Origin of the sequence: Microbacterium sp. NPDC056044 (assembly GCF_042267145.1) — a bacterium.
Classification (GTDB): Bacteria; Actinomycetota; Actinomycetes; order Actinomycetales; family Microbacteriaceae; genus Microbacterium.
The window spans coordinates 367505-392926 of sequence record NZ_JBHJWZ010000003.1; the positions used below are offsets into that span (position 1 = coordinate 367505).

Consider the following 25422-nt stretch of genomic DNA (forward strand, 5'->3'; position numbering starts at 1 on the left):
TTCGCGACAAGGCGGTCTTCGGGCAAAGAGTACCTCCGCCGGTTCGGGCGGCGAAGGTAACGATCGGGTAAACCCTACCCCGGGCGCCCTGGGAATGCCATGTACGGCTCGGATTTCATGACGCGCGTTTCATGAGGATTGAATGAGAACGCTCTCATGACCCGAGTCCGGCTGCCTCGGCGAGACGGTCGAAGATGGCCGGAGTCGCCGCGACGACGAGGGGCTCGCGCCACCCGCCGTCGGGCTGGGCGCGGCCGAAGCGGCCACCCGCCTCGGTGACGAGCAGCGACCCTGCCGCGAGGTCCCACGGCGCGAGCCCGCGCTCGAAGTACCCGTCGAGGCGGCCCGCGGCGACGTACGCGAGGTCGCTCGCCGCCGAACCGCCGCGACGCAGGTCGCGCGCGGGCACCGCGGGCATGACCCGGCCGATGAGCTCGATGTCGCCGGGCCGCGTCGCCGGGTCGTAGCCGAACCCCGTCGCCAGCAGCGCACCCGCTCCCCCGACCTCGGGGTTGACCGCGAGCCGGTTCACACCGAGCCACGCGCCCTCGCCGCGGGCGGCGTGGAACATCTCGCCGAGCACCGGGGTGTACACGACGCCGGCCAGCGCCTCCCATTCGCCGGGCGTCGGCTCACCCCGCACCGCGGCGATGCTGACGGCGTACGACGGGATCCCGTAGGCGTAGTTGACGGTGCCGTCGATCGGATCGACCACCCACGTCACGCCGCTCGCGCCGCGGTCGCCGCCGGTCTCCTCTCCGAGGAACCCGTCGTCGGGCCGGGCCGCGGTCAGCCGCGCGCGGATCAGCGCCTCGACCTCGCGGTCGGCCTCCGTCACGATGTCGGCGAGGGCCGTCTTGGTCGCGGCGATCGCGACGCCGGCATCGCGGCGCGTCCGCGCGAGCTCCCCGGCTTCGCGGGCGATGTCGATGGCAAGGGATTCGAGGTCGTGCTCGAGGCTCATGCCTCCACGGTAACGAAGCCGCACGGGACCGGCGCAACCGTCCTGGGTAGCGTGGACCCATGGTCGCTGCCGCCCGCCCCTCCCGCTACGACGTCGCGATCGTCGGCGGCGGTCACAACGCCCTCGTCGCGGCCGCGTACCTGGCCCGGGCCGGGCACTCGGTGGTCGTGCTGGAGCGGCTCGACCACGTCGGCGGCGCGGCGGTGTCGGAGCGCCCGTGGGCCGGTGTCGATGCCCGGCTCTCGCGCTACTCCTACCTCGTCAGCCTGCTGCCGCAGCGCATCATCGACGACCTGGGCCTCAGCATCCGTCTGCTCCGGCGCCGATACTCCTCCTATACGCCTGATCCCGCGGCGCCGTCGCGCGGCATCCTGATCGATACGGCGGATGCGGCGGCCACCGCCGAATCGTTCACCCGCGTGACAGGAGGCCCGGGCGAGGCGGCGCGGTTCGCCGACTTCGCCGACCGGATCGCCCCCGTCGCCCGTCTCCTCTTCCCGTCGACGACGCAGCCGCTCCGCCGCGAACAGGAGGTACGGTCGGACCTCGGCGACGACCGCCTCTGGTCGGACCTCTTCGAACGGCCACTCGGAGAGGTGCTCCGGTCGTCGCTCGACACCGACATCGCCCGGGGCATCGCCCTCACCGACGGCCTCATCGGCACGTTCGCCTCGGCCGACGACGCGGGCCTGCGTCAGAACCGCTGCTTCCTGTATCACGTGATCGGCGGCGGCACCGGGCACTGGGACGTGCCCGTCGGCGGCATGGGCCACGTGACGGCGGAGCTGTCGCGCGCTGCGCGCGAGGCGGGCGCCGAGCTGCGCACCGGCGCCGAGGTGACCGCGGTGACGCCGGACGGCGAGGTCGCCGTCGCGGGCGGCGCCGCCCCGCACGCGCGGCTGGTGCTGAGCGGCGTCGGCCCCGCGGTGCTCGCGCGCCTCCTCGCCGCCGGCGGCGCAGCCACGCCCGGCGACGACACAGCCGCGCCCGAAGGCGCCCAGCTCAAGGTCAACATGCTCCTGCGCCGGCTCCCCCGCCTGCGCGACGACCGCGTCGCACCCGAGGCCGCGTTCGCCGGAACCTTCCACGTCAACGAGACCATGACCCAGCTCGACGACGCGTACCGGGCGGCGGCGGGTGGCAGCATCCCTGATCCCCTCCCCGCCGAGATCTACTGCCACTCCCTCACCGACCCGACGATCCTCGGCGCCGAGCTACGCGCCTCGGGTGCGCAGACCCTGACCCTGTTCGGCCTGCAGGTGCCGCATCGCCTGATCGAGGGACGGGACACGGATGCTGCGCGCTCAGCGCTGCTCGACGCCGCCCAGCGTTCGCTCGACACGGTGCTGGCCGAGCCCCTCGCCGACTGCGTCTACGAGGCTCCGGACGGCACGCCGTGCGTCGAGGCGCGGACCACGGCGGATCTCGAGGCCTCGCTGGGAATGGCCGGCGGCGACATCTTCCACGGACCGCTCTCGTGGCCGTGGGCCGGCGAAGACGAGCCGCTCGACACGCCCGCACAGCGGTGGGGTGTGGCGACCGCGCACCCGAACGTGCTGCTGTGCGGGTCGGGCGCGCGCCGCGGCGGCGCGGTCAGCGGCCTCGGCGGACACAGCGCCGCGATGGCCGCGCTCGAGCTGCTCGCGCGCTGACCCGGCATCTGCCTGGATGACGCGGTCCGGCCCGGCTCGCGGTCAGGGGCGCGGTGGCAGCGGCGGGGGCGGCGGGTAGCCCTCGTACCCAGGCTGGTTCGTCGGCGGCTGCGGCGGAGCCGGCTCGGCGGGTGCGGGTGCGCTCAGCTCCGCGGGAGTCGCCGGCTCGAGCCGCGCGAAGACGTGCGCGCCGGGCGACGGGTAGCCGGTGTAGTACGCGTTCCAGTCCGGCGAGCCGTCGGGCAGCATCGGCAGCGGCGTCACCGCGTCGACGTACGTCGGCCAGGGCAGCAGCTCGTGTGCGGCCGGACCGGCGGCGGGAGCAACGGCCGTGGGCGCCGCGAGCACGGGATACGCGGCGTGGGCGCGGGGCTTCTTGGGCGCGAACAACACGTTCACGAGCGGCACGAGCGCCGTGCCGACGGCCGCCAGGATCGCGACGGCGACCACGATGCGCCAGTAGATGTCGGCGAAGTACAGCCACTCGCCGAACGCCAGCGGAATGATCAGGAGCGCCGCGAGCCCCACCACGAGGGCGATCGTGATGACGACCACGGTGCGGGTGAAGGCCGTGTCGTGACGCTGGAAGGCCTTGATGTACAGGCGCACGTGCAGCAGCACCAGTTGCAGGATGAGCACGATCAGCAGGAAGTCGATGAACTTCGTGAATCCGATCCAGTGATACCGCTCCGGCATCCAGATCATGATCGCTCCCAGCAGGAGCGCGATGATCCACGAGGCCATGCTCGCGAGCGCGAACCACGCCGGGCGCCGCGGCGCGAGGTGGGCGTCGAGCAGGGCGACGCCGGCGAACGCGGCCAGCAGCAGGATCGTCAGGAACGCCCGTCCGATGAGTCCGTTCTGCCCGCCGATGAGCACCCAGACCACGCAGACCAGCGCGGCGGCGATGAGGGCGCCGATCGCCACCCAGATCGCGGCCCGGAGCAAGGGCGAGGACGAGGCATCCGTCCGCCCCGCTTCCGCTCTCGGAGCGGGCGTCGCATACGGGTCGGGCGCAGTCATGGCGTTCCTCTCGTGACGCGGGCGGAGTGCCTGCACCGCCCATCCTGACACGCGGACCGGCGGCGCGTGGGAGCCGATCGCGGAGGCGCCGGAACCACGCAGCGCCCCGCGGTGCGGGGCGCTTTCGAAATGGTGGCGAGTGAGGGATTCGAACCCCCGAAGTCGATGACAGCTGAGTTACAATCAGATCCCTTTGGCCGCTTGGGTAACTCGCCAGGTGCGCACCCGTCCGACTTTTCCAGACGACCGGAGGCGCGATTCACCATAGTACGCGTAGATCCGCGAGGGTAGAAATCGACGCGGCTCAGGTGCCGATGTGGTCCAGATCGACGGTCTCGAGGGCGCTCGGGGTGCGCAGCAGCGCCCCCTCGAAACTGCACGTCGCGGCAGCGGCATCCATCGCCGAGACCAGCACGGCGTCCCAGCCCTCGCTGGTGTCGGGCGCGCCCGCCACCAGCGCCGCGACCGTGGCGGCGAAGGCGGCGTCGCCCGCGCCCATCGTGTCGACGATGCGGCCCGGCAGGTTCGAGATCGGCCGCGTCACGACGATGCCGCCGGCCTCGATCGTGGCGCCGGCGGCGCCCTCCGTCGCCAGCACGGCGCGGGCACCGAGGTCGATCAGGCGGGCGCGCAGCGCGTCGAGTCTCTCGTCGTAGAGCAGCGCGGCGTCGTCCTCCCCGACCTTGACGAGAGCCGCACCGGCCGCGAGGGCCTCGAAGCCGCGCACGAACGCGTCCTTGTCGTGCATCATGCCCGTACGGGGGTTGGGATCGACCGCGACGGATGCCTCGGCCCCCGCGATCGCGTCGGCCAGCTCCACGGCCTGCTCGGCGTCGTCGAAGGCGAAGCAGCTCACGACCACGAGGTCGGCATCGGCGAAAGCCTGGCGCTCGACCTCGCCGAACCGGATCCGACGGCGCTGCGACGCCTCGTTGAACTCGTACACGGGCTCCCCCGCACCGGACCGCGTGCTCACGGCGCGTGCCGTGCCGAGCAGCGACGGCGTCGCGATCAGCTCGACGCCGAAGTCGGCGAGGTAGCGCCGCACGCGCGAGGCCGGCTCGTCGTCGCCCAGCATCGCGACGAGGGTCGCGGGCACGCCGAGCCGGGCGAGGCCGACCGCGACGTTGAGCGCGGCTCCCCCGACGAACTCGCGCACGCCGTGGTCGTCGCGCAGCTCGTCGATGAGCGCATCGCCCACGACGACGACGGTCACCTGGGCACCCCCGCGGTCTCGAGCACGCGGCCGACGAACGCCTCGGTGCGCCGGCGCGTGCCGTCGATCTTCATGTCGACGCTCGCGCGCACCTCGTTCGGCGCCAGCGGCGGCGCGAGGCGCACGTTCTCGTGGCACGACAGGTCGGCGCAGATGTACGTGCCCACGCTGTCGCCGTGAACACCGGCCTCACCGGCCTTGCGCGCCGTGTACATGGTGACCTGGTCGGCAGGCTGCATCGTGTGGCACAGGTTGCACAGCGCCGCGCGCGCGTGGGACGAGCCCTCCGCGCCGCGCAGCACGATGGCGGCGGGTTCGCCGTCGATCTCGGCGACCAGATAGCCCCGGCCGCGCGTGCGCGGGTCGCGCCACGCCAGGAAGTCGAGGTGATCCCAGTCGGTGAGGACGAAGTCGTGGGGCAGGGTGACGAGCCGCAGCTCGTCGGCGGAGGCGTTCACGAACGCGGAACGCAACTCGTCTTCGGTCAGTGGGCGCATGGCACCTCCTCGCCCGCCCAGTCTACGAAGGACGACGGATGCCGCCACCCCACGCCCGCCCGCGTCAGCGGGCGGCGGGGGCGGCGGTGTCGTCGACCGGGTCGGGCTGGGACGCGTCGGCGGCGCCCGAACGGTCTCGGATCAGGAAGCCGAAGCCGAACGCGATGAAGAACATCAGCACGCCGTAGACGGCTGCCGGCAGCGACAGCTCGACCGAGCCGAGCACCGTCTGCGCGATGACGATCGCGAGCGTCGCGTTGTGGATGCCGATCTCGAACGACGACGCGATCGACTGGCGCTTGCCCACCCTGACCAGCCGCGGCGCGAAGTAGCCGACCGTGAGGCTGATGAGGCAGAACGCGATCGTGATGAGCGAGAGTCGGCCGAAGTTCTCGACCAGCAGCGCCCAGTTCTGCGCGACGGCTCCGGCGATCACGACGACGAGGATGATGACCGACGCGATGCGCACCGGCTTGTCCATCGCCTTCGCGAAGCGCGGCCAGAAGCGCCGCACGATCATGCCGAGCGCGACGGGCAGCAGCACGATCGCGAACACCTCGAGCGTCTTCGCCCACTGGAGTCCGAGCTGGTCGTCGAACGGGTTGAAGTAGAGGATCGCGAGGTTCGTGATGATCGGCAGCGTGAACACGGCGATCACCGAGTTCACCGCCGTGAGCGAGATGTTCAGGGCCACATCGCCCCGGAACAGGTGGCTGTAGAGATTGGCGGTGGTGCCGCCCGGCGACGCCGCGAGCATCATCATGCCGACCGCGAGGATCGGCGGCAGCTGGAACGCGAGCACGAGGCCGAAGCAGATGAGCGGCAGCAGCACGAGCTGGCACAGCAGCGCGACGATCACCGCCTTCGGCTGCTTGAGGACGCGGGCGAAGTCGCCGAGGGTGAGGCTCAGGCCGAGCCCGAACATGATGATTCCGAGGGCCACGGGCAGGCCGATGGTGGTCATCGCTGACATGGGACTCAGTGTGCCAAACGATGCGACTGCGTGTCACGGGTTGTCCACAGCCCACGCCGACGTCAGGTGGACTCGACCTGCTCAGGTGCGGGCACCTCGACGCCCGCGAGCCGCCACACGGCGAACGCGGGGCCGTCGGCCGACAGCAGCACCGAACCGTCGTCGGCGACCGCGAGCGTCGCCTCGCCGAAGAGGGCCTCGGCCTCTGCGGCACCCGGCGCGGCGCCCGCCGGGATCTCGGCATCCGCGTCGCCCTTCGCCGCCAGCACGAGCAGCGTCTCGTCCACCGCCTCGCGCACGAAGACGACCGACTCGTCGTCGACGTGCACCCAGCGCAGGCCCCCGGTCGACAGCACCGGGTGCGCGTGACGCAGCGCGACGAGCTCGCGATAGAGCGCGAGGCGGTCGGCGACCACGGGCTCGCCCTCCGTGCCCCACGGGATCGGGGTCCGGCTCGCCTCGCCGTCCACGCCGACGAGACCGAACTCGTCGCCCGCGAAGATCACGGGAAGACCCGGCAGCGTCATCATGAGGCCCGCAGCGACCGGCACCGTCCCCGGCGCCGCGTTGGTGGCGAACCGCCCGGTGTCGTGCGTGTCGAGCGGCTGCATGTTGCCGAGGCGCACGCGCCAGGGGATGCCGGCGGTGAAGCGCACCACGGCGTCGACGAACTGGCGCGCCGTGTAGCGCGGGATGCCGCCGATCGGCTGGGTGAAGAACCACGGCTCGGTCGCCTCTCGACCGTCGTAGGTGAGGTAGGGCGCGTGCGTCGGCTCGGACAGCCACCCCCACACCGGACGCGTGAAGGACGGGTACGTCATCGCACCGTGCCAGCCGTCGCCCTGCAGGTCGCTCGCGGCGTCGTTGGTCGACTCCCCCAGCAGGATCGTGTCGGGGTTGATCTCGATCATCGTGCGGCGCAGCAGCTGGCGAACCTCGGCGTTGAGGTCGACGGCGCCGAGGCGCCCGGTCATGTTCGCGACGTCGATGCGCCAGCCGTCGGCCGAGTACGGCGGCTTCAGCCATTTCGCGACGACCGAGTCCGGCCCCTCGACGAACCGGGACCGCAGTTCTTGCGACGCCCAGTTGAACTTGGGCAGCGACGGCACCCCGAGCCACGACTCGTACCGCGTGTTCGCGGCATCCGTGAAGTAGTAGAACTCCTCCTCCGGCGCACCGGGGTGTCCGAGCGCCGCCTGGAACCACTCGTGCCGATCGCCCGAGTGGTTGCTCGTGAGATCTCCGATGACACGGATGCCGCGGCCATGCGCCGCTTCGATCAGCCGGATGTACGCCTCATCGCCGCCGAGCAGCGGGTCGACGCGGTCGAAGCTCGACGCGTCGTAGCGGTGGTTGGACGCGGCCGGGAAGATCGGCGTCAGGTAGAGCAGGTTGACGCCGAGTGCGACGAGGTGGTCGAGCTTCTCGATGACGCCGTCGAGGTCGCCGCCGTAGAACTGCTGCGAGCGCGCCGGCACGACAGGATCGACCGGGTCGTCCCAGGCCGCCGGGATCGCCCAGTCCGGCGTCGGGTGCGCATCGGCCTGCGTCGACCGCGCGAAGCGGTCGGGGAACACCTGGTACATCACCGAGTCGGTGAGCCACGCGGGCGGCGCCGGGTAGGCGACGAGGGCGAAGTCCTCGGCGTCGAGCGTCTCGATCGTGTGCAGGCCGGTCTGGTTCAGCCACTCGACGCGCCCGTCCTCGTGCACGAGCACCCAGCGGTAGCCGTGCCGCGGGTTGCGGACCGAGACCGGGGCCTCCCACCAGTCCCAGCCGTCCGCTGTGCCCAGGGGCGCAGCATCCGTCCATTCCGGCTCGTGATCGGGATTCGAGCGCGTGCGGACCGCGGCCAGCGGCCCGTAGCCGGCCGGCACACGCAGCCGCACGGTGACCGTGTCGCCGAGCTGCGGCGCGTGGCTCGAGACGTACAGCGGCGAGCCGTCGTGGTGAGGCAGGAGGGTCGTCATGGCTCGGCCTTTCGTCAGGCGGGCGGTGGCGGTGCTCGCCTCGATCATCGCAGAGGGGATGCCGCGGCATCCCCTCTGCGATGGGCGTGAGTCGATCAGCCCTTCGTGGCGCCCGCGGTCAGGCCGCCGACGATGTACTTCTGCAGCAGCAGGAACACGATCACGACGGGGATCGCGGCCATGACCGCGCCCGCGGCGAAGCCCGACCAGTCCGCGTAGCGCGGGTTCGACACGAGCTTCGTGAGACCGACGACGAGCGTCTGCTTGTCGGGATCGATGAGCAGGACGCTCGCGATCATGTACTCGTTCACGATGCCGATGAACGACAGCAGGCCGACGACCGCGAGGATCGGAGCGACCAGGCGGAGGATGATCGTGAAGAAGATGCGGGCGTGACCCGCGCCGTCGATCTTCGCCGCCTCGTCGAGCTCCTTCGGGATCGTGTTGAAGAAGCCGTACATCAGGTAGGTGTTCACGCCCAGCGCGCCGCCGAGGTAGATGAGGATCAGGCCGCTCAGCGTGTTGAGGCCGATCGCCGGGAACCAGTCGCTGATGGCGCTGAACATGAGGAAGATCGCCACGACCGCGAGCATCTGCGGGAACATCTGCACGACCACGATCGTGATGAGGCCCACGCGGCGGCCCATGAAGCGCATGCGCGAGAAGGCGTACGCGGCGAGGGCGCCGATGAACACCATCGTGAATCCGGTGATCACGGCCACGATCATGGTGTTGAGGAACCACTGCGGATACGGGATCTGCGGGTCGGTCAGGATGCGGATGTAGCTGTCCAGGCCGATCTCGGAGAAAAGCCGGTTGGTGCCGGTGAGGGTGCCGCTCGGGTTGAGCGACGCCGACAGCACGTACAGCAGCGGGAAGATCGCGAACGCCGACACGACGATCGCGACGACGTGACGCCAGCCGGTGTCGGCGAACCAGCGGCCGAACGGGCGACGGCGCGCCGGCCGCTCGGCGCGCGGCGACGGCGCCATGCCGGGTGCGGCGGTCTCGAACTGCTCGGCGGCACTGCCGCCGGCGACGGCGAGGCTCGCGTTCCGGGTCACGGTCTTGTCGGGGTGGGCGAGGCGGTCCTGGGAATCCGACATGTCAGTTCAGCTCCTCGAGGGCCTTGGTCTTGCGGAAACTGATCACCGCGATGACGGCGACCACGATGAAGATCAGGATCGTGAAGGCCGACGCGAGGCCGTAGTCGCGGTTCTGCCCCGTGAAGGCGACCTTGTAGACCATCGAGATCAAGAGGTCGGTGTGCCCCGCGGGTATCGCGGTGTCCGAGAACCGCGGCCCGCCGCCGGTGAGCATGTAGATCAGGTTGAAGTTGTTGAAGTTGAACGCGAACGAGGCGATCAACAGCGGCGCCACCGTCACGAGCAGGAGCGGCAGCTTGATGCGGCGGAAGATCTGCCACGGGCTCGCGCCGTCCATGACGCCGGCCTCGTTGACCTCTTCGGGGATGCCCTGCAGGGCTCCCATGCACACGAGGAACATGTAGGGGAAGCCGAGCCAGAGGTTCACGAGGAGCACGGAGAACTTCGCGATCCAGGGGTCGGTCAGCCACCCGATCTCGGCGCCGTTCAGGAGCACCTGGTTGATGAAGCCGAAGCTCTTGTTCATCATGCCCGCCCAGATGAGGGCCGACAGGAACGCCGGGAACGCGTACGGCAGGATCAGCATGATCCGGTACCCGTTCTTGAACCGCATGCGCTTGTTCTGGAAGAGCATCGCGAGCAGCAGGCCGAGGAAGAACGTCGTGGCCACCGAGACGATGGCGAAGACGAACGTCCACGCGGTCACCGCCAGCAGCGGTCCGCGGATCGCCGTGTCGGTCAGGGCGCGCACGAAGTTGTCGAAGCCGACGAAGACCTGCCAACCCGGCAGCAGCTGCTCGCCGGACTCCGAGGTGAAGGCGCCCTCGCCGTTGTCGGTGTAGACCGTGCCGGTGGCGGTGTCGGTCATCGTGTCGGCGGCTTCGTCGTACACGAGGGTGGAGGTGTAGAGGTACCCCTTCTGGCCGTCCTGCGTGCGGATGGCGCCGTCGTTGGGGTCGTCGGTGTAGGGCACCGCGAGCTCTTCGACCTCGTTGCTGCGGGCCAGCACGTCGGCGAAGGTGAGCGTGGTCCAGCCGTCGACGGCGACGGCCTTGCCGCCCTCCATCGTGGCGTCGACCGATTCGAGCGGCTTCTGGTTGGTGCCGAGCGACGCTTCGCCGTCGGTGGGGTCGGTCACCAGCAGGCCGAGCTCGCCGACGCGTTCCACGACGGTCACGTCGAACGTCGGCGAGTCGTCGACGCGGACGAGCGAGGACCGCATGAGGGACGAGATCGCCTGGTCCTTCGAGCCGTTGTGGCCGGTGCCGTAGTTGGTGAGGCCGATGTAGGCGGTGTAGCTGAGGGTGAAGATCTGGAAGACGACGAGCAGGATGATGCCGGGCGTCAGGTACTTCCCGGGGATCTGCTTGCGGGAGAAGTAGATCCAGTTGACGAGGATCGTGACGCCGGTCACCAGCGCGAGGACGAGCCACTCGTTGTGGAGGAAGAGCACGAAGACGGCGTAGAGCGCGACGGCGTCGACGATCGCCAGCAGCACGATCTTGAGCACGATCCAGCGCAGGCGGCCGCCGGCGGCATCGGCCGTGCGGGCGGCGCTGCGCTGCCTCGGCGTCTGCGGCGGGGCCTTCTCGTCAGTCGCGGTCGAGAGAGTATCGGTCATCGATCATCCTCATCATCGGGACCGGGACGGATGCCTCGGCATCCGTCCCGGTCGCCTGTCGCGGTCGTCGGACCGCAGGGTGTTACTTGATGGCGGCGGTCACGTCGTCGGTGAGCTTCTGCCACGTCGCCGTGGGGTCCTCACCGTTGATGATGGCGGCCTCGGCGATGCCCCAGTACTGCCACACGGCACCCATTGCGGGGATGGCGGGCATCGGGACGGCGTCGGCACCGACGGTCTGGAAACCGGCGATGATCGGGTCGGCGGCGGCCGTGTCGGCAGCAGCGGTGAGGGCGGGCAGCACGTTGCCGGCCTTGAAGAGCTCGAGCTGGACGTCCTCGGTGCCGATGTAGTTGACGAGGAAGTCGTTCGCGGCGACCTTGTTGTCGGACTCGGAGCTCACGAAGAAGCCCTTGACGCCGGCGAACGGCTGCGCGGGCGCGTCGGTCGGGCTCGCGATCGGGTCGATCGCGACGTTGATGCCGGCGTCGGTCGCGGCGCCGACGTTCCACGGGCCGGTCAGCCAGAAGGCCGCCTCGCCCTCGAGGAACTTCGTCTTGGCGATGTCGCCGTCGACGTCGGTGTTGAAGTTGCCCGCGGCGCCCTGCGCACCGAGCCAGTTGGCGAACTGGAAGCCGCCCTCGTTGCCGATCTGCAGGTCGGTCGGGTCGTAGTTGCCCTCGGCGTCGGTGCCGAACACGGGAGCGCCGAACGCGGTCTGGAACGGGTAGAGGTGGTACGGGTCGCCCTCGACGCCCTGCTGGACGACGAACGGGGTGGCGAGGCCGGCGGCCTGGCCCTTCGCGATCATGTCGTCGAAGCTGGTGGCCGCCTCAGGGATGATGTCGGCGTTGCGGAGGATGGCGATGTTCTCGACCGCGTACGGGAGCATGTAGGTCGTGCCCTCGTAGGTCGAGGCCTGCAGCGCGACGGGGAGGTAGTCGCCGGCGGTGTCGCCGAGCTCGATCGGAGCCACGACGCCGTTGGTCGACAGCTCGCCGAGCCAGTCGTGGGCGCCCATGACCACGTCGGGGCCCTTGCCCGTCGGGGCCTGCTGGATGAAGTCGTCCTTGATCTTGCCGGTGTCCTTGCCCACCAGGTCGACCTTGACGCCGGTCTTCTCGCTGTACGCGTCAGCCGCGCCCTTCAGCGCGTCCACGCGCTCGGAGTCGACCCAGACGGTCAGCGTCGACGTGGCGTCGCCCTCGTCGGTCGAACCGGTGTCGTCACCGCTGCCCGCGCAGCCCGCGAGGACGATCGACGCGACGGCGAGACCGCCGAGCGCGAGCCAGCTCTTCTTGTTCACCTTCATCGGTGCAGTGCCTCTCTGGAGTGCTGAGTGAGTCCGGCCGCACTGCCGGTCGCGACGGTGCGGGTTCGACTCTCGCTCGCGAATGCAAGCGCTTACATTTGTAACTCAGCAGACGGCATATGGCAACACCGGGTTCGGATCGATACCTCGCCGTGACTTTCCCCGCTCACATGGAACCGCTTGCACGTCGCGGCGCCGGTGGAACCGCTTGCAGCGTCATCCGTCCTCCCACGCTCCACAGCACCCGCCGATAGACTGCCCGCCATGGCAGATTCTTCGTTCGACATCGTCAGCAAGGTCGACCACCAGGAGGCGGAGAACGCCCTCAACCAGGCCCGTAAAGAGATCGAGCAGCGCTACGACTTCAAGGGCACCGGCGCCTCGGTCGAGTGGAGCGGCGAGTCCGTGCTCATCAAGGCCAGCACCGAGGAGCGCGCGAAGGCCGTGCTCGACGTCTTCCAGTCCAAGCTCATCAAGCGCGGCATCTCGCTGAAGAGCCTCGACTCGGGCGAGCCCTTCGCCAGCGGCAAGGAGTACCGGATCGTCTCGACGATCAAGGACGGCATCTCGTCCGAGAACGCGAAGAAGATCTCGAAGATCATCCGCGACGAGGGCCCCAAGTCGGTGAAGTCGCAGATCCAGGGCGACGAGCTGCGCGTGCAGTCGAAGTCGCGCGACGACCTGCAGGAGGTGCAGCGCCTGCTGAAGGCGGCCGACCTCGACGTGGATCTCCAGTTCGTCAACTACCGCTGACGCGGCGCCCTTCTGCAGAGGCTCGGCTCAGCCGGCCGCTGCGGCGAGCCGCCGCACGGCCTCGGTGATCGTGTCGGGTGAGCACGCGAGGTTCATCCGCGCGAACCCCGCGCCCTGCGGGCCGAACCTCGGTCCGCTCGACAGGGCGACACGCGCGCGCTGTTCGGCGGTCGCTGCGGGGTCGTCTCCCCAGCCCAGGGCCGACATGTCGAGCCAGGCGAGGTAGCTCGCCGACGGACGGCGAAGTCGCACGGCGGGCAGGTGCTCGTCGAGCTCGGCCTGGAGATGGTCGGCGTTGCCCTGCACGGCGGCGATCGTGCCGTCGAGCCAGTCGCGGCTGCGGGCGAACCCCTCTCGCGTGGCGATCAGCCCGAACTGGCCCGCCCGGAAGGTGACCTCTTCGGGCAGCGAGCGGATGAGGTCGGTCATGCGGTCCGACTCGGCCACGAACAGCGCCGTCTTCAGGCCGGCGAGGTTGAACGCCTTGCTTCCCGACTCGGCGGCGATGCCGTGCGACCGCGCCTGGTCGGAGACGGCGAGATACGGCGTGAACTCGACGCCGTGATGAGTGAGGGGCGCGTGGATCTCGTCCGAGATCACGAAGCCGTCGTGGCGGGCGACGATGCGGGCGAGCTCCTCGAGCGTCGCGCGTTCGTGCACGAGCCCGACGGGGTTGTGCGGACTGCACAGCAGCACGCCTTTCGCACCGCCGGCGAGCGCCCGGTCGATGCCCTCGAGATCGAGCGCATATGCGTTCCCGTCGTCGGCGAGCGGAACCTCGACGACCACTCCCCCGCCCTCGGGCACGAGGTCGTAGAACGGCGGGTAGATCGGGGGCGTGATCACGACCCCGTCGCCGGGCTGGATCAGCCGGCGCAGCGACTCGACGATCACGACGCTCACGTCGGTTGTGATGCCCATCCGCTCCGGATCCGGTTCCCATCCCCACGAAGCCCCGGCGTAGTCGCGGAACGCCTCACGAGCGCCCGTGTCGCGAGGATTCACGTACCCGGTGTCGCCGAGGTCGATGGCCTCGTGGAGCGCCTTCTTGATCGCCGGCGCGAGCGGGAAATCCATCTCGGCGACGAACATCGGCAGCACATCGTCGGGGTACACGCCCCACTTCTCGCTCGTGCGTCGGCGGAGGATCGTCAAGGCGTCGGCGGCCGTGGGGATGGTGGGCATCGTCGCTGCTCCTCAGTCGCTGTGCACACTGACCCTACACTCGGGCCATGCGCTTCCTCCGGGCCGTCCTCTCGGCCGTCGTCGCGACGCTGCCTGTGCTCGTCGTCCTTCTCGTCCCCTCGCTCGTCCGCAGCGATGTCGACGGCCGCTCGGCCGTCGGCGTCGGCACCGCGGTCCTCAACGCCGCGTTCCTCGCGGCCATCATCCTGATCCCCCGGGTGAACGGATGGCTCGATCCCGAGGTGCCGGATTGGACGTCGTCGACCGCCATGGCCGCGACAGGACGCGTGTGGCGAAGCCGCATCTGGCTGGCGCTGCTCGCCGTCCTGGCGCTGCTCGCGATCTTCGCCGCGGGCCAGACGGCGACATTCCTGATGAGTCAGAGCTCTCCGGCGGTCGTCGATGGCGTGCTCGACTACAGCCGCTTCGTCGCTCAGGAGCTCGTCGTGTACCTCTTCGGGTACGTGCTGTCGCTCACCGTCTACGTGCTCCTCATGCGCGTGCTCGCGCGCCGCGCGGAGTGACCGGGCACGCTCGGCAACGATAAAGGCCCCGGGTGCTGGGGACACCCGGGGCCTGTCGTCGTCTGCTCTCGCACAACCAACCCCCCGGTTAGCGGCGCGTGACGACGGATTGGGAAGGATTCTTGGGGAGGGCCTTCCCTGAGATGCTGGGGACATCTCCCCTACAGCTTAACCCGACTGTCTACAAGAGCGCTGTCCCCTCTTCGGGGGACAATTCCGTCCGGTACGACGTACGCGCGAGTCCAGCGGTCCAGAGCATCGTACGCGATCGCGCGTGGCGCGGGGCGCGAGAGGAAGACATCGTGTATGGCGCCGTCGACACGCGCGATCGTCACGAGGGCGCCGATCCGGGTCGACGCGCGGGCGATGTCGTCCACCACGAGCACGGAGTCCGTCGCCGTCATCGACTCCCGCCACGACAGCGGCGTCGTCGATCCCGCCGACAGCAGCACCAGCGCGGGGCATCCGACGTCGACGCCGGCCGCGATGCGCCGATGCCCCTCCATCACGGCCGAGAGCCACCCCGGAGCGGTGGGAAAGCCGCGGTCCGGCCGCCACACCGCGCGGCGCTCGTCGTGCGGCAGCGTGCCGATCTCGTCCTGCGCACGCGTGTAGTACCCGAAATCGACGGCGGGCTGCGTGCCGCGGGGATCCAATCGCGCCCGCATGTCCACGAGCGGCGCGAGCGCCTGGCGCCCGAGCGTGCCCAGCTGCAGCTCGAGCCACGGGCTGTTGAGGACGATCGCGTGCGCACGGCCGGGGTGGCGAGCCGCCCAGAGCGTCAGCGTGAGCCCGCCCGTCGAGTGACCCACGAGCACGAGCTTGCGTCCGCGGCGCATGTCCGGTTCGGCCGGCGAGGCTTGTCCGGCCGGCTCCGTGACGTGTCCCATCGCGGCGAGCGCCGCCGCGATGTCGACGTCGTAGTCCTCGAGCGAGTCGACGTATCCCGGCGTCTGCCCCTCGCGGAGGCTCCGCCCGTACCGCCGCAGGTCGAGGGCGTAGAACCGCGCGCCCCGCGCCGTCCAGAAGCGCGCGAGGTCGCGCTGGAAGAAGTAGTCCGACCACCCGTGCACATAGAGAACGTCGACATCACGCAGCGGAGCGAACAGCGTCAGGAGCGGATGCGGGATGCTGCGCACCAGCGTCGCGACCAGTGGCCCGTGCTCGCCATCCACGCCGAGCGGCAGCGTCAGCTGCTCGAACGGCTTCCCGAGGATGTCGGGGACCCACGTGAGGGATGGCCCGGCCATGCCCCTCAGCCTAGGGGCGAGCGGTCACTCGCCCCGGGAGATCGCGACCATCTCGTCGCGGGGCACGACCTTGATGCGCGCCCGCTCGTGGGGTGCGCCGAGGGCCATCTCGTGCTCGTCGAGGCGGTGCCAGCCGTCGAGATCGGTCCACGCGACGCCCCGCTCGGCGAGCAGGGCGGGGATCGCCGCCTCCGACGGGTCGGCCGGCTGCCACCACGTGCCCTGGTCGTTGATGATGTGACGCACCGTCTCCATCGCGTCGGACTTGGTGTGACCGATGAGGCCGACCGGCCCGCGCTTGATCCAGCCGGTCGCGTACACGCCGTTGACGCGCTCGTTCGAATCCTTGCTGAGGACCTGGCCCTCGCGGTTCGGGATGACGCCGTGACGCTTGTCGAACGGCACACCCGGCAGCGGCGATCCGAAGTATCCGACCGCGCGGTAGAGCGCCTGGAGCGGAATCTCGCGCAGCTCACCGGTGCCGACGACGCCGCCCTCCCCGTCGGGACGGGTGCGCTCGTAGACGAGGGCGGACGCGCGGCCCGCAGCATCCCTCTTCACTTCGATCGGCTTGGCGTAGAAGTGCAGGTGCAGTCGCCGCGACGCCGTGCCGCCGGCGTTGTTGACCGAGTCGCGCTTGCGCCAGGACTGGAGGACGCGGTCGATCACCATGACCTGCTTGTTGCTCGCGATCGCGGCGCGGGCGGCGTCGTCGTAGTCGAAATCCTCGTCGTAGACGACCATGTCGACGTCGCGCAGCTCGCCGAGTTCACGGAGCTCGAGCGGCGTGAACTTGACGTTCGCGGGCCCGCGGCGGCCGAACACGTGCACGTCGGTCACGGCCGAGGCGGCGAGCCCCTGGTGCACGTTGTCGGGGATCTCGGTCGGCAGCAGGTCCTCCGCGTGCTTGGCGAGCATCCGGGCGACGTCGAGCGCGACGTTGCCGTTGCCGAGGACCCCGACGGAGGCGGCGTCCAGCGGCCATTCGCGCGGGACATCGGGGTGCCCGTCGAACCAGCTCACGAAGTCGGCCGCGCCGTACGAACCGACGGCGTCGATGCCGGGGATGTCGAGGTCGGTGTCGCGGATCGCGCCGGTCGCGAAGATGACGGCGTGGTAGTGGCGCTTGAGGTCATCGAGGGTGATGTCCTCGCCGAAGCGCACGTTGCCGAAGATGCGGATGTCGCCGCGGTCGAGCACCTCGCGGAGGGCCGTGATGATGCCCTTGATGCGCGGGTGATCGGGCGCGACGCCGTAGCGGACCAGCCCGTAGGGCGCCGGCAGCTGCTCGAACAGGTCGATCGACACGTCGAACTTGCGCTCGGCCTTCAGCAGTATGTCGGCGGCGTAGATGCCTGCCGGTCCTGCGCCGACGATCGCCAGCCGGAGCTTGGTCATAGAGGTCCTTTCGAGAACCGGGGAGGTCTAGCTGGAGCGGTCGGCGACGGCCTGCGCGAAGCGGGTGAGGGCCTCTCGCACCGCGCCGTCCGGCAGCGGCGCGAGCGCCTCGATCGCCTCGGTCGACCAGGCGTTGGCGAGGTCGAGGGTCGCCTGCGTGGCCTCGTGATCGCGCAGCTGCGCGAGCGGCTCGTCGAGGATCGCGGGGTCGGCGCCGTCGGCGATGCGGGCGACGCCGTCGTCGATGCGTTCGCGCAGCTCGAGGGACGCGGCATCCGTCCGCTGTCCGAGCACGAGGTACGGCATCGTCGGCACGCCGGCACGCAGGTCGGTGCCGGGCACTTTGCCGGTCTCGTCGGGGTCGGCCGACAGATCGATGACATCGTCCAGCAGCTGGAACGCGACGCCGGCCTTCTCGCCGAACGTCACCATGGGCTGCTCGAACTCCTTGGGGCCGTTCGAGAAGACGATGCCCGACTGCGCGGCGGCCGCGATGAGCGAGCCGGTCTTGTCGGAGAGCACCTGCAGGTAGAAGGCGACGCGGTCGTCGTCGTCCGACGGGCCGACGGTCTCGTGCATCTGCCCGAGCACGAGACGCTCGAAGGTGTCGGCCTGCAGCTGGATCGCCTCGTCGCCGTGTCGCGCCATGATCTGGCTCGCCCGCGAGAACAGCAGGTCGCCGGTGAGGATGGCGATGCTGTTGCCCCACACCGCATGGGCGCTGGGCACACCGCGGCGCTTGTCGGCAGCATCCATCACATCGTCGTGGTAGAGAGATCCGAGATGCGTCATCTCGAGGGCTGTCGCGGCGTCGATCACCTCGGGCGTCGCGCCGTCGCCGAGCTGGGCGGTCAGCAGCGCCAGCATCGGGCGGATGCGCTTGCCGCCGGCGTCGTAGAGGTAGCGGCTCGTCACGTTGGCCAGCGTGTCGGCCACGCGCAGCTCGCGCTCGAGGGCGCTGTCGACGCGCTTGAGCCCCGCTTCGACGGTCTTGAGCAGGCCGCGCGAACGCGCGCCCGCGAAGATGCGGTCGGTCAGGCCCAGCTTGCCCGCGATATGCGAGCCCGGCGCTGTCGGTGTCACCCGTCCAGCCTACCGGGGGCTCGTTTCGTCGCGGTCCGCCCCATGTCGACGCGGCTGGGGGTGGGGTTTCGTCGCGCGGTGCAGCGCCACGATGCCCATCGACAGGTTGCGGTGGGCGACGTCGGTCCAGCCGGCCTGCCGGATCCAGGCCGACAGCGTCCGCTGGTCCGGCCAGTCCCGGATCGACTCGTTGAGGTAGTCGTACGCCTCGGCGTTCGAGCTGACGGTCTTCGCGACGACGGGCAGGATGCGGTCGTTGTAGAAGCGATACAGGCCGTTGAACGCCTTCGACGGCGGCTGCGAGAACTCGCACACCACGAGGCGTCCGCCGGGCTTGGTGACGCGCAGCAGCTCGCCGAGCGCCTTCTTCGGCTCGTTCACGTTGCGCAGCCCGAACGACATCGTGACGGCGTCGAACTCGTCGTCGCCGAAGGGCAGGTCGGTCGCGTCGGCCTGCACGAACGACAGATTCGGGATGCTGCGGTGCCGGCGCTCGCCCTCGGCGATCATGCCCGGAGAGAAATCGGCGGCGACGACCGTGGCGCCCCGGCCCGCGAGCGCGACGCTCGAGGCGCCCGTGCCGGCGGCGAGGTCGAGGATGCGCTGGCCGGGCCGCGGGTTCACCGCGCGCGTCGTCGCCGCGCGCCAGAACCGGTCATTGCCCATGCTCAGCACGGTGTTGGTGCGGTCGTAACCGGCCGCGACCTGGTCGAACATGCCGCTCACGCGCGACGGGTCCTTGTGGAGGTCGGCGCGGTTCGGCTCGTGATCGGAGGGGTGGGATGCCACGGCTTCGAGTCTAGGCCGCGGTTCCGGGTGCGCCGAAGGCGGCGAGACGAGCGAGCCACGCGTCGGCGGTCGCGTCGTCGAACGGCGCCTCGCCGGCGCCGACGCGCCGCTCGAGGTCGAGCGCGAGCGCCTCGAGGCGCTCGACGATCTCGGGCGGGTAGCCGTAGGCGACGCGGTGCTCGTCCCATTCGTCGCGGTCGTCGATGAACAGCCCGCGTCCGTCGGTGGCCTTCACGACGTCGAGGTCCATGTCGATGCCGCGGGGGCCGGCATCGTCCCAGTGGACGTCCCACGCGATGTCGATGTAGATACGCACGCGATGCGGCGCCGCGTTGACCGTCAGCACGAAGTCGTCTCTCGGCACGAGCATGACCGCCGGCGTCTCGGCCGGGAACTCGCGGCCGGGTCGCGAGTTGCGCCAGCCCTGCGGCTGGCCGACCCAGTCGCCCCAGCGGTCCCTGCCGAGGTAGACGCAGTCGTTGACCCAATGCGGGCCGCCGTCCCACTTGCGCCAGCGGAACTGGAGCGGGGTTCCGGGCTCGGGGCGGGCGGATTCCACGGGGCCGGTTCGGGGCATCGGGGTGGGCATCCGCCCCAGTGTAGGGCTGTCACAGCAGGCGCCGCCTGGACGTGGGAGGACGCCCGCGACCGGCGTCCGCGCGGGACGGGCGAGTCTAGGCTGGAGTCGTGACCGATTCGCACCGCCCGCCTGAGCTGGTGGTCGAGACCCGCGAGATCGAGCACGTCGACGACCTCCTCGCCTACGCCTCCCCCGACGAGCCGCTCGCCTGGCTCCGCCGCGGCGACGGCATCGTGGGCATCGGCTCGGTCGGCGGCTACGTGCGCAATCCTCAGCAAGTGACCGGCATCGATCCGGCGACCCTGCCGTCGCCGGCCGACCACTGGCGGCACCTCGCGGCCACCGCCGAGGTCGACGACCCGGTGGGTCTTCCCGGCACCGGGCTCGTGGCGTTCGGCACGCTCGCGTTCGACGAGCGATCGACGGCGACGAGCCTCCTCACCATTCCGCAGACGGTGATCGGGCGTCACCGCGGCCGCTCGTGGGTCACGCGCATCCGCCAGACGTACGTCTCGCGCCCCGACCCCGCGGTCGAGCCGCGGCCGTACGGCGCCTACTGGTCGGCGACGCTCGGCCCCGGCACGCTCAACCCCGCCGGCTACCAGGCCGCGGTGCGCGAGGCCGTCGACGCGATCGTGCGCGGCGAGCTCGAGAAGGTCGTGCTCGCGCGCGACCTCGTCGGCACGATCCCCGCCGGCGCCGACCTCCGCCGGCTCGTGCGCGCCCTCGCCGACGACTACCCCGACACCTGGACCTTCGCCGTCGACGGCCTCATCGGCGCGAGCCCCGAGACCCTCGTCACCGCGTCGCGTGGTGTGGTGACCGCGCGGGTGCTCGCCGGGACGATCCCGCGCGGAGCCGACGCACACGACGACACCGAGGCATCCACCGCCCTCGCGCACAGCACGAAGGACCTCGACGAGCACCGCTACGCCGTGCAGAGCGTGCTCGCGACGCTGGGCCCGCACGTGCGCCACCTGCGCGCCGACCCCGAGCCGTTCACGCTGAAGCTCCCGAACCTGTGGCACCTCGCGACCGACATCGCGGGCGACCTCGCCGACCACGCGTCGGCGCTCGACCTGGTCGCGGCGCTGCACCCCACTGCGGCGGTAGCGGGCACCCCGACGGATGCCGCGCTCGATCTGATCCGCCGGCTCGAGCCGTTCGACCGCGGCCGCTATGCGGGCCCGGTGGGCTGGATCGACGGCGACGGCAACGGCGAGTGGGCCATCGCCCTGCGCTGCGCGCAGATCGGCGTGGAGCCGCCCCGCAACTTCGCCGAGTACAGCGCGACGATCCCCGTCGTCGCCCATGCGGGTGCGGGGATCGTCGCCCAGAGCAACCCCGACAAGGAGCTGCTCGAGACGCGGGTGAAGTTCCGCCCGATCGTCGACGCCTTGGCGTGAGCGGCGGGTGCCGCCCGCCGGAGGCGTCACACCGAGCGCTGGTAGGCCCGGATCGAGCGCACGGCCCACGCGAACGCCAGCACCGCCAGCAGCGCGAGGCCGCCGAGCTGCCACCACCCGTTCGCGGGGTACTCGCCGGTCAGGCCGCCGCGGCCGAGCTCGACCGCCCACGTCATCGGGTTCCAGCGCGAGACGTCCTGCACCCACTCGGGCATGAGGTCCGCCGGCATCATCGTGGTCGACAGGAACGTCAACGGCAGCACGATGAGCTGCGACAGGCTGATGAGCGCGATCTGACTCCGTGACATGAGCGCGACCGCCGTCGACGCGCAGCAGAAGATCGTCGCGAGCACCGTCGCGATGCCGAGGGCGACGAGCATGCCGCCGACGCCGCCGGTGTAGCGCGCACCCGCGAGCCAACCGATCCCGAGCACCACGAGCGACTGCGCGAGGTTGATGATCAGCTGCTGCGCCAGCTGCCCCGTGATGATCGCCGACCGCGACACCGGCGAGGTCAGGTACTGGTCCATGACGCCCGAGTTGATGTCGTCGATGTAGCCCGTCCCGGCCCAGGCACCGGAGTAGAGCACGGTCATCATGAGGATGCCGGGCACGAGGTAGTCGATGTACCCCGCGCCGCCGAACTGCGGCAGCGCGCCGAGCGACTGGAAGACCTGTCCGAAAAGCACGATCCAGATGACCGGCTGGATCAGCGACATCACCGGACCCCACACCTGACGGAGCGTCGAGATCAGCCAGCGACGCAGCACTTGACCTGCCTGGGTGAACCAGCCCGCGCGGGGCGCCGAGCCGGTGAGGGTGAGTGCGGTCATGCCGCGACTCCTTCCGTGCGGGCGGCGTCCGGTGCGGCGTCGCCGAAGGTGTGGCCGACGAAATGCAGGTACACGTCGTCGAGGGTGGGGTGGGAGGCCGAGACCTGGCCGAAACGGATGCCCGCAGCATCCAACGCTCCGATCACCGCGCCGACCGCCGCCGAGGCGTCGTCGGTGCGCGCCGCGAGGACGCCGTCGACGCCGCTCGCCTCGATCACGACGTCGCGCAGGCCCGGCACGCGCCCGATCGCCGCACGCACGGCGACCGCGTCGGGCTCGACGAGCGACACCCGCAGCGAGTCGCCGTGCAGTGCCGCCTTGAGCTCGTCGGGCGTGCCCTGCACGACAGCGCGGCCGCGGTTGACCAGCAGCAGCTCGTCGGCGAGACGGTCGGCCTCCTCCATGTAGTGCGTCGTCAGCACGACGGTGAGCGCCTCCTCGCCCGAGAGGCGGCGGATCTCGGCCCACATCGTGGCGCGCGCCTCGGGGTCGAGCCCGGTGGTCGGCTCGTCGAGGAAGAGCACGCGCGGGCGGTGCACGAGCGCCGCGGCGACATCCAGACGCCGGCGCATACCGCCCGAGAAGCTCCCGACAGGACGACGGGATGCCTCGGCCAGCCCGAATTCGTCGAGCAGGCGCGCCGCGCGGGCGCGGGCCTCGCCCGGTGCGACGCCCCGCAGCCGTGCGGCGATCTCGAGGTTCTCGCGGGCGGTGAGGAGCGGATCGGTGCTCGCGCCCTGCGACACGTAGCCGATGACGGCGCGCACCGACGCGGGGTCGGCGGCGACGTCGCGTCCCGCGACGACGGCGGTGCCGCTCGTCGGGCGCGACAGCGTCGTGAGGATCTTGGTGGTCGTGGACTTGCCGGCGCCGTTCGGGCCGAGGAGGCCGAACACGCGGCCGGCGGGGACCGAGAATCCGAGGCCGTCGAGGGCTCGGACCCCGGGCTTCCGTCCGCGACCCGGATAGACCTTGACGAGGTCGGTGGCGACGATCGCGCGATCGCCGGTGTGGCGGATTTCAGGCATGGCGAAGCATCCCTTCCTGCGAATGGGTGGTTGTTGAGGGGCGGGCGGCGCGCGGCGCCGCCCGGGGTTCAGGACTTCTTGTCGGAGCCGAAGAGCATGCGCGCGAGGACGAGCATCATGACGGCGAACCCGCCGACGAAGGCGATCGGCGCCCACCACCAGCCGACGGTGAAGACGAGAACCGCGATGACGGCGAACGTCACCAGCCAGATGACGGCGCTGTAGATGCCGAAGCGGGCGGCGGTCTCGGGCTCGCGCTCGAACCGGTTCGGCGGCTCGCTCGTGTGGGCCTGCCGCGTCCACGCCTTGTGGCGGTTGGTCTGGCTCGCGCCGAGGAATGCGAACAGGATGATCGAGGCGATGATCCCGAGTGCGGCGAAGACGATCCCCCATACCGGCAGCGAGCCGAAGGCCACGAGCCCGCCGAATCCGAGCCCGAACACACCGAGGAAGGTGGCGAGAGCGTAGAGGGCTGCCCGCGCCTGCGGCATCGGGTGGTTGGTCGTCGTCTCCTGCGAGAGGGAGTCGCCCACCACGAGGCCGAGCGCGGTCGCCGCGAGGCTGAAGAACGCGATCTGCCCGCCGAGTCCGATGGGGAGCACGCCCGCGGCGCTCAGGATCCCCAGCGTGATGCCCACCGCGGCCGCGATCGACCACACCACGACCCGCACGACGAAGCCCGGCTTCGGGCGCACGCGATGACGCTGCTGCAGCGCGGCGTAGCCGTTCGCAGTCGGCCGGGGCGCAGCATCCGTCGTCTCGTCCAAAAGGATGCGCACGTCGCCGAGCTCGGCGATCGCGCGCTGCGCGGCTTGCGTCGGCGCGACGCCGGCGGCCTCGAGCTCGTCCGTGCGGGCGACGAGGTTGGCGCGCACCTCTTCCTTCAGGTCCTGCGCGTCGGGCGTCATCTCGATGCCCTGGAACGCCTCGTCGAGAAGGCGATGGATGTCGGTGTTCATTGCTGGCTCTCCTTCACGTCGAGCAGTGAGTCGATGATGCGCCGGGTCGCGGTCCAGGCCGCGACGTTGCTGCGGAAGACCGCGCGGCCGGCGTCGGTGATGCGGTAGTACTTGCGGCGACCGCCCTGGGACTCGTCGCCCCAGTACGACTCGACGAGCCCGTCCTTCTCGAGGCGGCGGTACGTCGCGTACAGCGTCGCCTCTTTGATCTCGTGATCGCCGCCGGTCGCATCGCGGATCGCCTTGTAGATCTCGAAGCCGTACGCATCGCCGCGCCGCAGGACGCCGAGCACGATCGTGTCGGTGTGGCCACGCAGGAGGTCGGCCGCGAACGCGTCGTCCTTTGTCATGTCGAGTACTGTATCACGTCAAGTACTCGCAAGCATGAACTACTTTGCGTGATCACCGCCGCCGCGGGAGCCGCGCGTCAGGTGGCCGCGAGGCGCCGCTTCTCGGCCTCGACGTCGAACGTCGCCTTGGGCCACTGCGGGTTGATGTCTTCGAGCGCCTCGAGCAGCAGGTTCTGCACGGCGAGACGCGCGTACCACTTGTGGTCGGCGGGCACGACGAACCAGGGCGCGTGATCCGTCGACGTGCGGTCGAACACCGTCTGGTACGCCGCCATGTACTGCGGCCACAGCTCGCGCTCGTCGACGTCGGTGGGGTTGTACTTCCAGTGCTTGTCGAGACGGTTGAGGCGCCGCATCAGGCGCTTCTTCTGCTCGTCCGGCGAGATGTGCAGCATCACCTTGACGACTCTCGTGCCGGACTCGGTCAGCTGACGCTCGAAGTCGTTGATCGCGGCGTAGCGCCGCTCGATCTCCTGCTCGGGGGCGAGTCGCCGGACACGGCCGATGAGCACGTCCTCGTAGTGCGAGCGGTCGAAGACGCCGATCATGCCCGAGCCGGGGATCCGCTGCTTGATGCGCCAGAGGAAGTCGTGCCGCAGCTCCTCGTCCGTGGGCTTCTTGAACGCGGCGAGCACGACGCCCTGCGGGTCGACCGATCCCACGACGTGGCGGATGATGCCGCCCTTGCCGGCGGAGTCCATCGCCTGCAGCACCAGCAGCACGGAGGCGTTCGTGGCATCGACCCGGCTGCGGGCGTAGAGCCGCTCCTGGTACTCGTCGAGCTGGTCGGCGCCGGCGGTGAGGTCGTCGGCGGCATGCGCCTTGTCCTTCTCGTAGCCGGGCGTCGAGCGGGTGTCGACATCGGCGAGGACGAAGCGCTCGCGGACCCGGAGGAGATCGGCGACGTCGCCGCTCCAGTGCTTCTGACTCGAGGCGATCATGGAGCCATC

24 protein-coding genes and 1 tRNA gene are annotated in these 25422 nt (G+C 70.4%); 4 read left to right on the plus strand and 21 right to left on the minus strand.

Going from position 1 to position 25422, the window contains the following annotated elements; genetic code table 11:
• Positions 1 to 154: 154 nt before the first annotated feature.
• A complete protein-coding gene (locus ACFC1I_RS10515) occupies positions 155 to 964 on the minus strand; it encodes an inositol monophosphatase family protein (RefSeq protein ID WP_376008701.1) in 810 nt (269 codons plus the stop codon).
• Between the two features lie 59 nt (positions 965 to 1023).
• Between ACFC1I_RS10515 and ACFC1I_RS10520 the strand changes: the two genes are divergently transcribed.
• The gene (locus tag ACFC1I_RS10520) at positions 1024 to 2616 is read left to right on the plus strand and encodes a phytoene desaturase family protein (RefSeq protein ID WP_376008703.1); all 1593 of its coding nucleotides are present in this window, start codon (positions 1024 to 1026) and stop codon (positions 2614 to 2616) included.
• Positions 2617 to 2658: 42 nt separating this feature from the next.
• Here the strand turns inward: ACFC1I_RS10520 and ACFC1I_RS10525 are convergent, their stop codons facing one another.
• The 9 genes from ACFC1I_RS10525 to ACFC1I_RS10565 all read right to left on the minus strand — a co-directional run bounded on the left by ACFC1I_RS10525 (position 2659) and on the right by ACFC1I_RS10565 (position 12334).
• Positions 2659 to 3639, minus strand: coding sequence for a hypothetical protein (locus tag ACFC1I_RS10525; protein WP_376008705.1), 981 nt, complete (start codon positions 3637 to 3639; stop codon positions 2659 to 2661).
• 130 nt (positions 3640 to 3769) lie between these two features.
• Positions 3770 to 3854, minus strand: a tRNA-Tyr gene (locus ACFC1I_RS10530).
• Between the two features lie 89 nt (positions 3855 to 3943).
• Positions 3944 to 4855, minus strand: a complete 912-nt coding sequence (locus ACFC1I_RS10535; protein WP_376008707.1) for a PfkB family carbohydrate kinase — start codon at positions 4853 to 4855, stop codon at positions 3944 to 3946.
• On the minus strand, positions 4852 to 5352 hold the full coding sequence (locus ACFC1I_RS10540; protein WP_376008710.1) for an FBP domain-containing protein: 501 nt from the start codon (positions 5350 to 5352) through the stop codon (positions 4852 to 4854). The genes ACFC1I_RS10535 and ACFC1I_RS10540 overlap by 4 nt, the downstream gene beginning before the upstream one ends.
• Before the next feature lie 64 nt (positions 5353 to 5416).
• Entirely contained in the window at positions 5417 to 6325 is a 909-nt protein-coding gene (locus ACFC1I_RS10545) for a bile acid:sodium symporter family protein (RefSeq protein WP_376008712.1), read from the minus strand.
• 62 nt (positions 6326 to 6387) lie between these two features.
• Positions 6388 to 8295: a glycoside hydrolase family 13 protein gene (locus tag ACFC1I_RS10550; protein WP_376008714.1), complete on the minus strand. Its 1908-nt coding sequence runs from the start codon at positions 8293 to 8295 to the stop codon at positions 6388 to 6390.
• 95 nt (positions 8296 to 8390) lie between these two features.
• Entirely contained in the window at positions 8391 to 9287 is an 897-nt protein-coding gene (locus ACFC1I_RS10555) for a sugar ABC transporter permease (RefSeq protein ID WP_376009353.1), read from the minus strand.
• 115 nt (positions 9288 to 9402) lie between these two features.
• Positions 9403 to 11022 carry an ABC transporter permease subunit gene (locus ACFC1I_RS10560; protein WP_376008716.1) on the minus strand — a complete coding sequence of 540 codons (1620 nt, stop codon included), beginning with the start codon at positions 11020 to 11022 and terminating at the stop codon, positions 9403 to 9405.
• 82 nt (positions 11023 to 11104) lie between these two features.
• A complete protein-coding gene (locus tag ACFC1I_RS10565; RefSeq protein ID WP_376008718.1) occupies positions 11105 to 12334 on the minus strand; it encodes an extracellular solute-binding protein in 1230 nt (409 codons plus the stop codon).
• Positions 12335 to 12598: 264 nt separating this feature from the next.
• Between ACFC1I_RS10565 and ACFC1I_RS10570 the strand changes: the two genes are divergently transcribed.
• A complete protein-coding gene (locus ACFC1I_RS10570; protein WP_376008720.1) occupies positions 12599 to 13087 on the plus strand; it encodes a YajQ family cyclic di-GMP-binding protein in 489 nt (162 codons plus the stop codon).
• Between the two features lie 27 nt (positions 13088 to 13114).
• On the opposite strand, the gene ACFC1I_RS10575 is transcribed toward ACFC1I_RS10570, so the two are convergent.
• Positions 13115 to 14272 carry a MalY/PatB family protein gene (locus ACFC1I_RS10575; protein ID WP_376008722.1) on the minus strand — a complete coding sequence of 386 codons (1158 nt, stop codon included), beginning with the start codon at positions 14270 to 14272 and terminating at the stop codon, positions 13115 to 13117.
• A gap of 47 nt (positions 14273 to 14319) precedes the next feature.
• Here ACFC1I_RS10575 and ACFC1I_RS10580 point away from each other — a divergent pair, with 47 nt between their 5' ends.
• Entirely contained in the window at positions 14320 to 14796 is a 477-nt protein-coding gene (locus ACFC1I_RS10580; protein ID WP_376008724.1) for a hypothetical protein, read from the plus strand.
• A 161-nt stretch (positions 14797 to 14957) separates the two neighbouring features.
• Here the strand turns inward: ACFC1I_RS10580 and ACFC1I_RS10585 are convergent, their stop codons facing one another.
• The 5 genes from ACFC1I_RS10585 to ACFC1I_RS10605 are packed head-to-tail and all read right to left on the minus strand — an operon-like array spanning position 14958 to position 19905.
• A complete protein-coding gene (locus ACFC1I_RS10585) occupies positions 14958 to 16046 on the minus strand; it encodes an alpha/beta hydrolase (RefSeq protein WP_376008726.1) in 1089 nt (362 codons plus the stop codon).
• Between the two features lie 24 nt (positions 16047 to 16070).
• Positions 16071 to 17444, minus strand: coding sequence for an FAD-dependent oxidoreductase (locus ACFC1I_RS10590; protein WP_376008728.1), 1374 nt, complete (start codon positions 17442 to 17444; stop codon positions 16071 to 16073).
• 27 nt (positions 17445 to 17471) lie between these two features.
• The gene (locus ACFC1I_RS10595) at positions 17472 to 18527 is read right to left on the minus strand and encodes a polyprenyl synthetase family protein (protein WP_376008730.1); all 1056 of its coding nucleotides are present in this window, start codon (positions 18525 to 18527) and stop codon (positions 17472 to 17474) included.
• Positions 18528 to 18536: 9 nt separating this feature from the next.
• Positions 18537 to 19316 carry a demethylmenaquinone methyltransferase gene (locus ACFC1I_RS10600; protein ID WP_376008732.1) on the minus strand — a complete coding sequence of 260 codons (780 nt, stop codon included), beginning with the start codon at positions 19314 to 19316 and terminating at the stop codon, positions 18537 to 18539.
• A 10-nt stretch (positions 19317 to 19326) separates the two neighbouring features.
• Positions 19327 to 19905 carry a DUF402 domain-containing protein gene (locus ACFC1I_RS10605; protein ID WP_376008734.1) on the minus strand — a complete coding sequence of 193 codons (579 nt, stop codon included), beginning with the start codon at positions 19903 to 19905 and terminating at the stop codon, positions 19327 to 19329.
• 98 nt (positions 19906 to 20003) lie between these two features.
• On the opposite strand from ACFC1I_RS10605, the gene ACFC1I_RS10610 reads away from it, so the two are divergent.
• Positions 20004 to 21302, plus strand: a complete 1299-nt coding sequence (locus ACFC1I_RS10610) for an isochorismate synthase MenF (RefSeq protein WP_376008736.1) — start codon at positions 20004 to 20006, stop codon at positions 21300 to 21302.
• Between the two features lie 26 nt (positions 21303 to 21328).
• On the opposite strand, the gene ACFC1I_RS10615 is transcribed toward ACFC1I_RS10610, so the two are convergent.
• From ACFC1I_RS10615 to ACFC1I_RS10635, 5 genes are all read right to left on the minus strand, one after another.
• A complete protein-coding gene (locus ACFC1I_RS10615) occupies positions 21329 to 22135 on the minus strand; it encodes an ABC transporter permease (protein WP_376008738.1) in 807 nt (268 codons plus the stop codon).
• Positions 22132 to 23163: an ATP-binding cassette domain-containing protein gene (locus ACFC1I_RS10620; RefSeq protein WP_376008740.1), complete on the minus strand. Its 1032-nt coding sequence runs from the start codon at positions 23161 to 23163 to the stop codon at positions 22132 to 22134. Before ACFC1I_RS10620 ends, ACFC1I_RS10615 begins: the two co-directional genes overlap by 4 nt.
• A 68-nt stretch (positions 23164 to 23231) precedes the next feature.
• Positions 23232 to 24122, minus strand: a complete 891-nt coding sequence (locus ACFC1I_RS10625) for a permease prefix domain 1-containing protein (RefSeq protein ID WP_376008742.1) — start codon at positions 24120 to 24122, stop codon at positions 23232 to 23234.
• Complete coding sequence (locus tag ACFC1I_RS10630; protein ID WP_376008744.1) at positions 24119 to 24472, minus strand: PadR family transcriptional regulator; 354 nt, start codon at positions 24470 to 24472, stop codon at positions 24119 to 24121. Before ACFC1I_RS10630 ends, ACFC1I_RS10625 begins: the two co-directional genes overlap by 4 nt.
• Before the next feature lie 77 nt (positions 24473 to 24549).
• A complete protein-coding gene (locus tag ACFC1I_RS10635) occupies positions 24550 to 25413 on the minus strand; it encodes a polyphosphate kinase 2 family protein (protein ID WP_376008746.1) in 864 nt (287 codons plus the stop codon).
• Positions 25414 to 25422 lie beyond the last annotated feature (9 nt).

What these genes read in the sequence shown, in the direction of transcription:
- ACFC1I_RS10555 (WP_376009353.1), bottom strand. Translation starts at nt 9,287, where the DNA reads ATGGCGCCGTCGCCGCGCGCCGAGCGGCCGGCGCGCCGTCGCCCGTTC.
- ACFC1I_RS10570 (WP_376008720.1), top strand. Translation starts at nt 12,599, where the DNA reads ATGGCAGATTCTTCGTTCGACATCGTCAGCAAGGTCGACCACCAGGAG.
- ACFC1I_RS10565 (WP_376008718.1), bottom strand. Translation starts at nt 12,334, where the DNA reads ATGAAGGTGAACAAGAAGAGCTGGCTCGCGCTCGGCGGTCTCGCCGTC.
- ACFC1I_RS10615 (WP_376008738.1), bottom strand. Translation starts at nt 22,135, where the DNA reads ATGACCGCACTCACCCTCACCGGCTCGGCGCCCCGCGCGGGCTGGTTC.
- ACFC1I_RS10605 (WP_376008734.1), bottom strand. Translation starts at nt 19,905, where the DNA reads ATGCCCACCCCGATGCCCCGAACCGGCCCCGTGGAATCCGCCCGCCCC.
- ACFC1I_RS10580 (WP_376008724.1), top strand. Translation starts at nt 14,320, where the DNA reads ATGCGCTTCCTCCGGGCCGTCCTCTCGGCCGTCGTCGCGACGCTGCCT.
- ACFC1I_RS10635 (WP_376008746.1), bottom strand. Translation starts at nt 25,413, where the DNA reads ATGATCGCCTCGAGTCAGAAGCACTGGAGCGGCGACGTCGCCGATCTC.
- ACFC1I_RS10540 (WP_376008710.1), bottom strand. Translation starts at nt 5,352, where the DNA reads ATGCGCCCACTGACCGAAGACGAGTTGCGTTCCGCGTTCGTGAACGCC.
- ACFC1I_RS10545 (WP_376008712.1), bottom strand. Translation starts at nt 6,325, where the DNA reads ATGTCAGCGATGACCACCATCGGCCTGCCCGTGGCCCTCGGAATCATC.
- ACFC1I_RS10575 (WP_376008722.1), bottom strand. Translation starts at nt 14,272, where the DNA reads ATGCCCACCATCCCCACGGCCGCCGACGCCTTGACGATCCTCCGCCGA.
- ACFC1I_RS10625 (WP_376008742.1), bottom strand. Translation starts at nt 24,122, where the DNA reads ATGAACACCGACATCCATCGCCTTCTCGACGAGGCGTTCCAGGGCATC.
- ACFC1I_RS10525 (WP_376008705.1), bottom strand. Translation starts at nt 3,639, where the DNA reads ATGACTGCGCCCGACCCGTATGCGACGCCCGCTCCGAGAGCGGAAGCG.
- ACFC1I_RS10550 (WP_376008714.1), bottom strand. Translation starts at nt 8,295, where the DNA reads ATGACGACCCTCCTGCCTCACCACGACGGCTCGCCGCTGTACGTCTCG.
- ACFC1I_RS10590 (WP_376008728.1), bottom strand. Translation starts at nt 17,444, where the DNA reads ATGACCAAGCTCCGGCTGGCGATCGTCGGCGCAGGACCGGCAGGCATC.
- ACFC1I_RS10630 (WP_376008744.1), bottom strand. Translation starts at nt 24,472, where the DNA reads ATGACAAAGGACGACGCGTTCGCGGCCGACCTCCTGCGTGGCCACACC.
- ACFC1I_RS10560 (WP_376008716.1), bottom strand. Translation starts at nt 11,022, where the DNA reads ATGACCGATACTCTCTCGACCGCGACTGACGAGAAGGCCCCGCCGCAG.
- ACFC1I_RS10515 (WP_376008701.1), bottom strand. Translation starts at nt 964, where the DNA reads ATGAGCCTCGAGCACGACCTCGAATCCCTTGCCATCGACATCGCCCGC.
- ACFC1I_RS10520 (WP_376008703.1), top strand. Translation starts at nt 1,024, where the DNA reads ATGGTCGCTGCCGCCCGCCCCTCCCGCTACGACGTCGCGATCGTCGGC.
- ACFC1I_RS10585 (WP_376008726.1), bottom strand. Translation starts at nt 16,046, where the DNA reads ATGGCCGGGCCATCCCTCACGTGGGTCCCCGACATCCTCGGGAAGCCG.
- ACFC1I_RS10620 (WP_376008740.1), bottom strand. Translation starts at nt 23,163, where the DNA reads ATGCCTGAAATCCGCCACACCGGCGATCGCGCGATCGTCGCCACCGAC.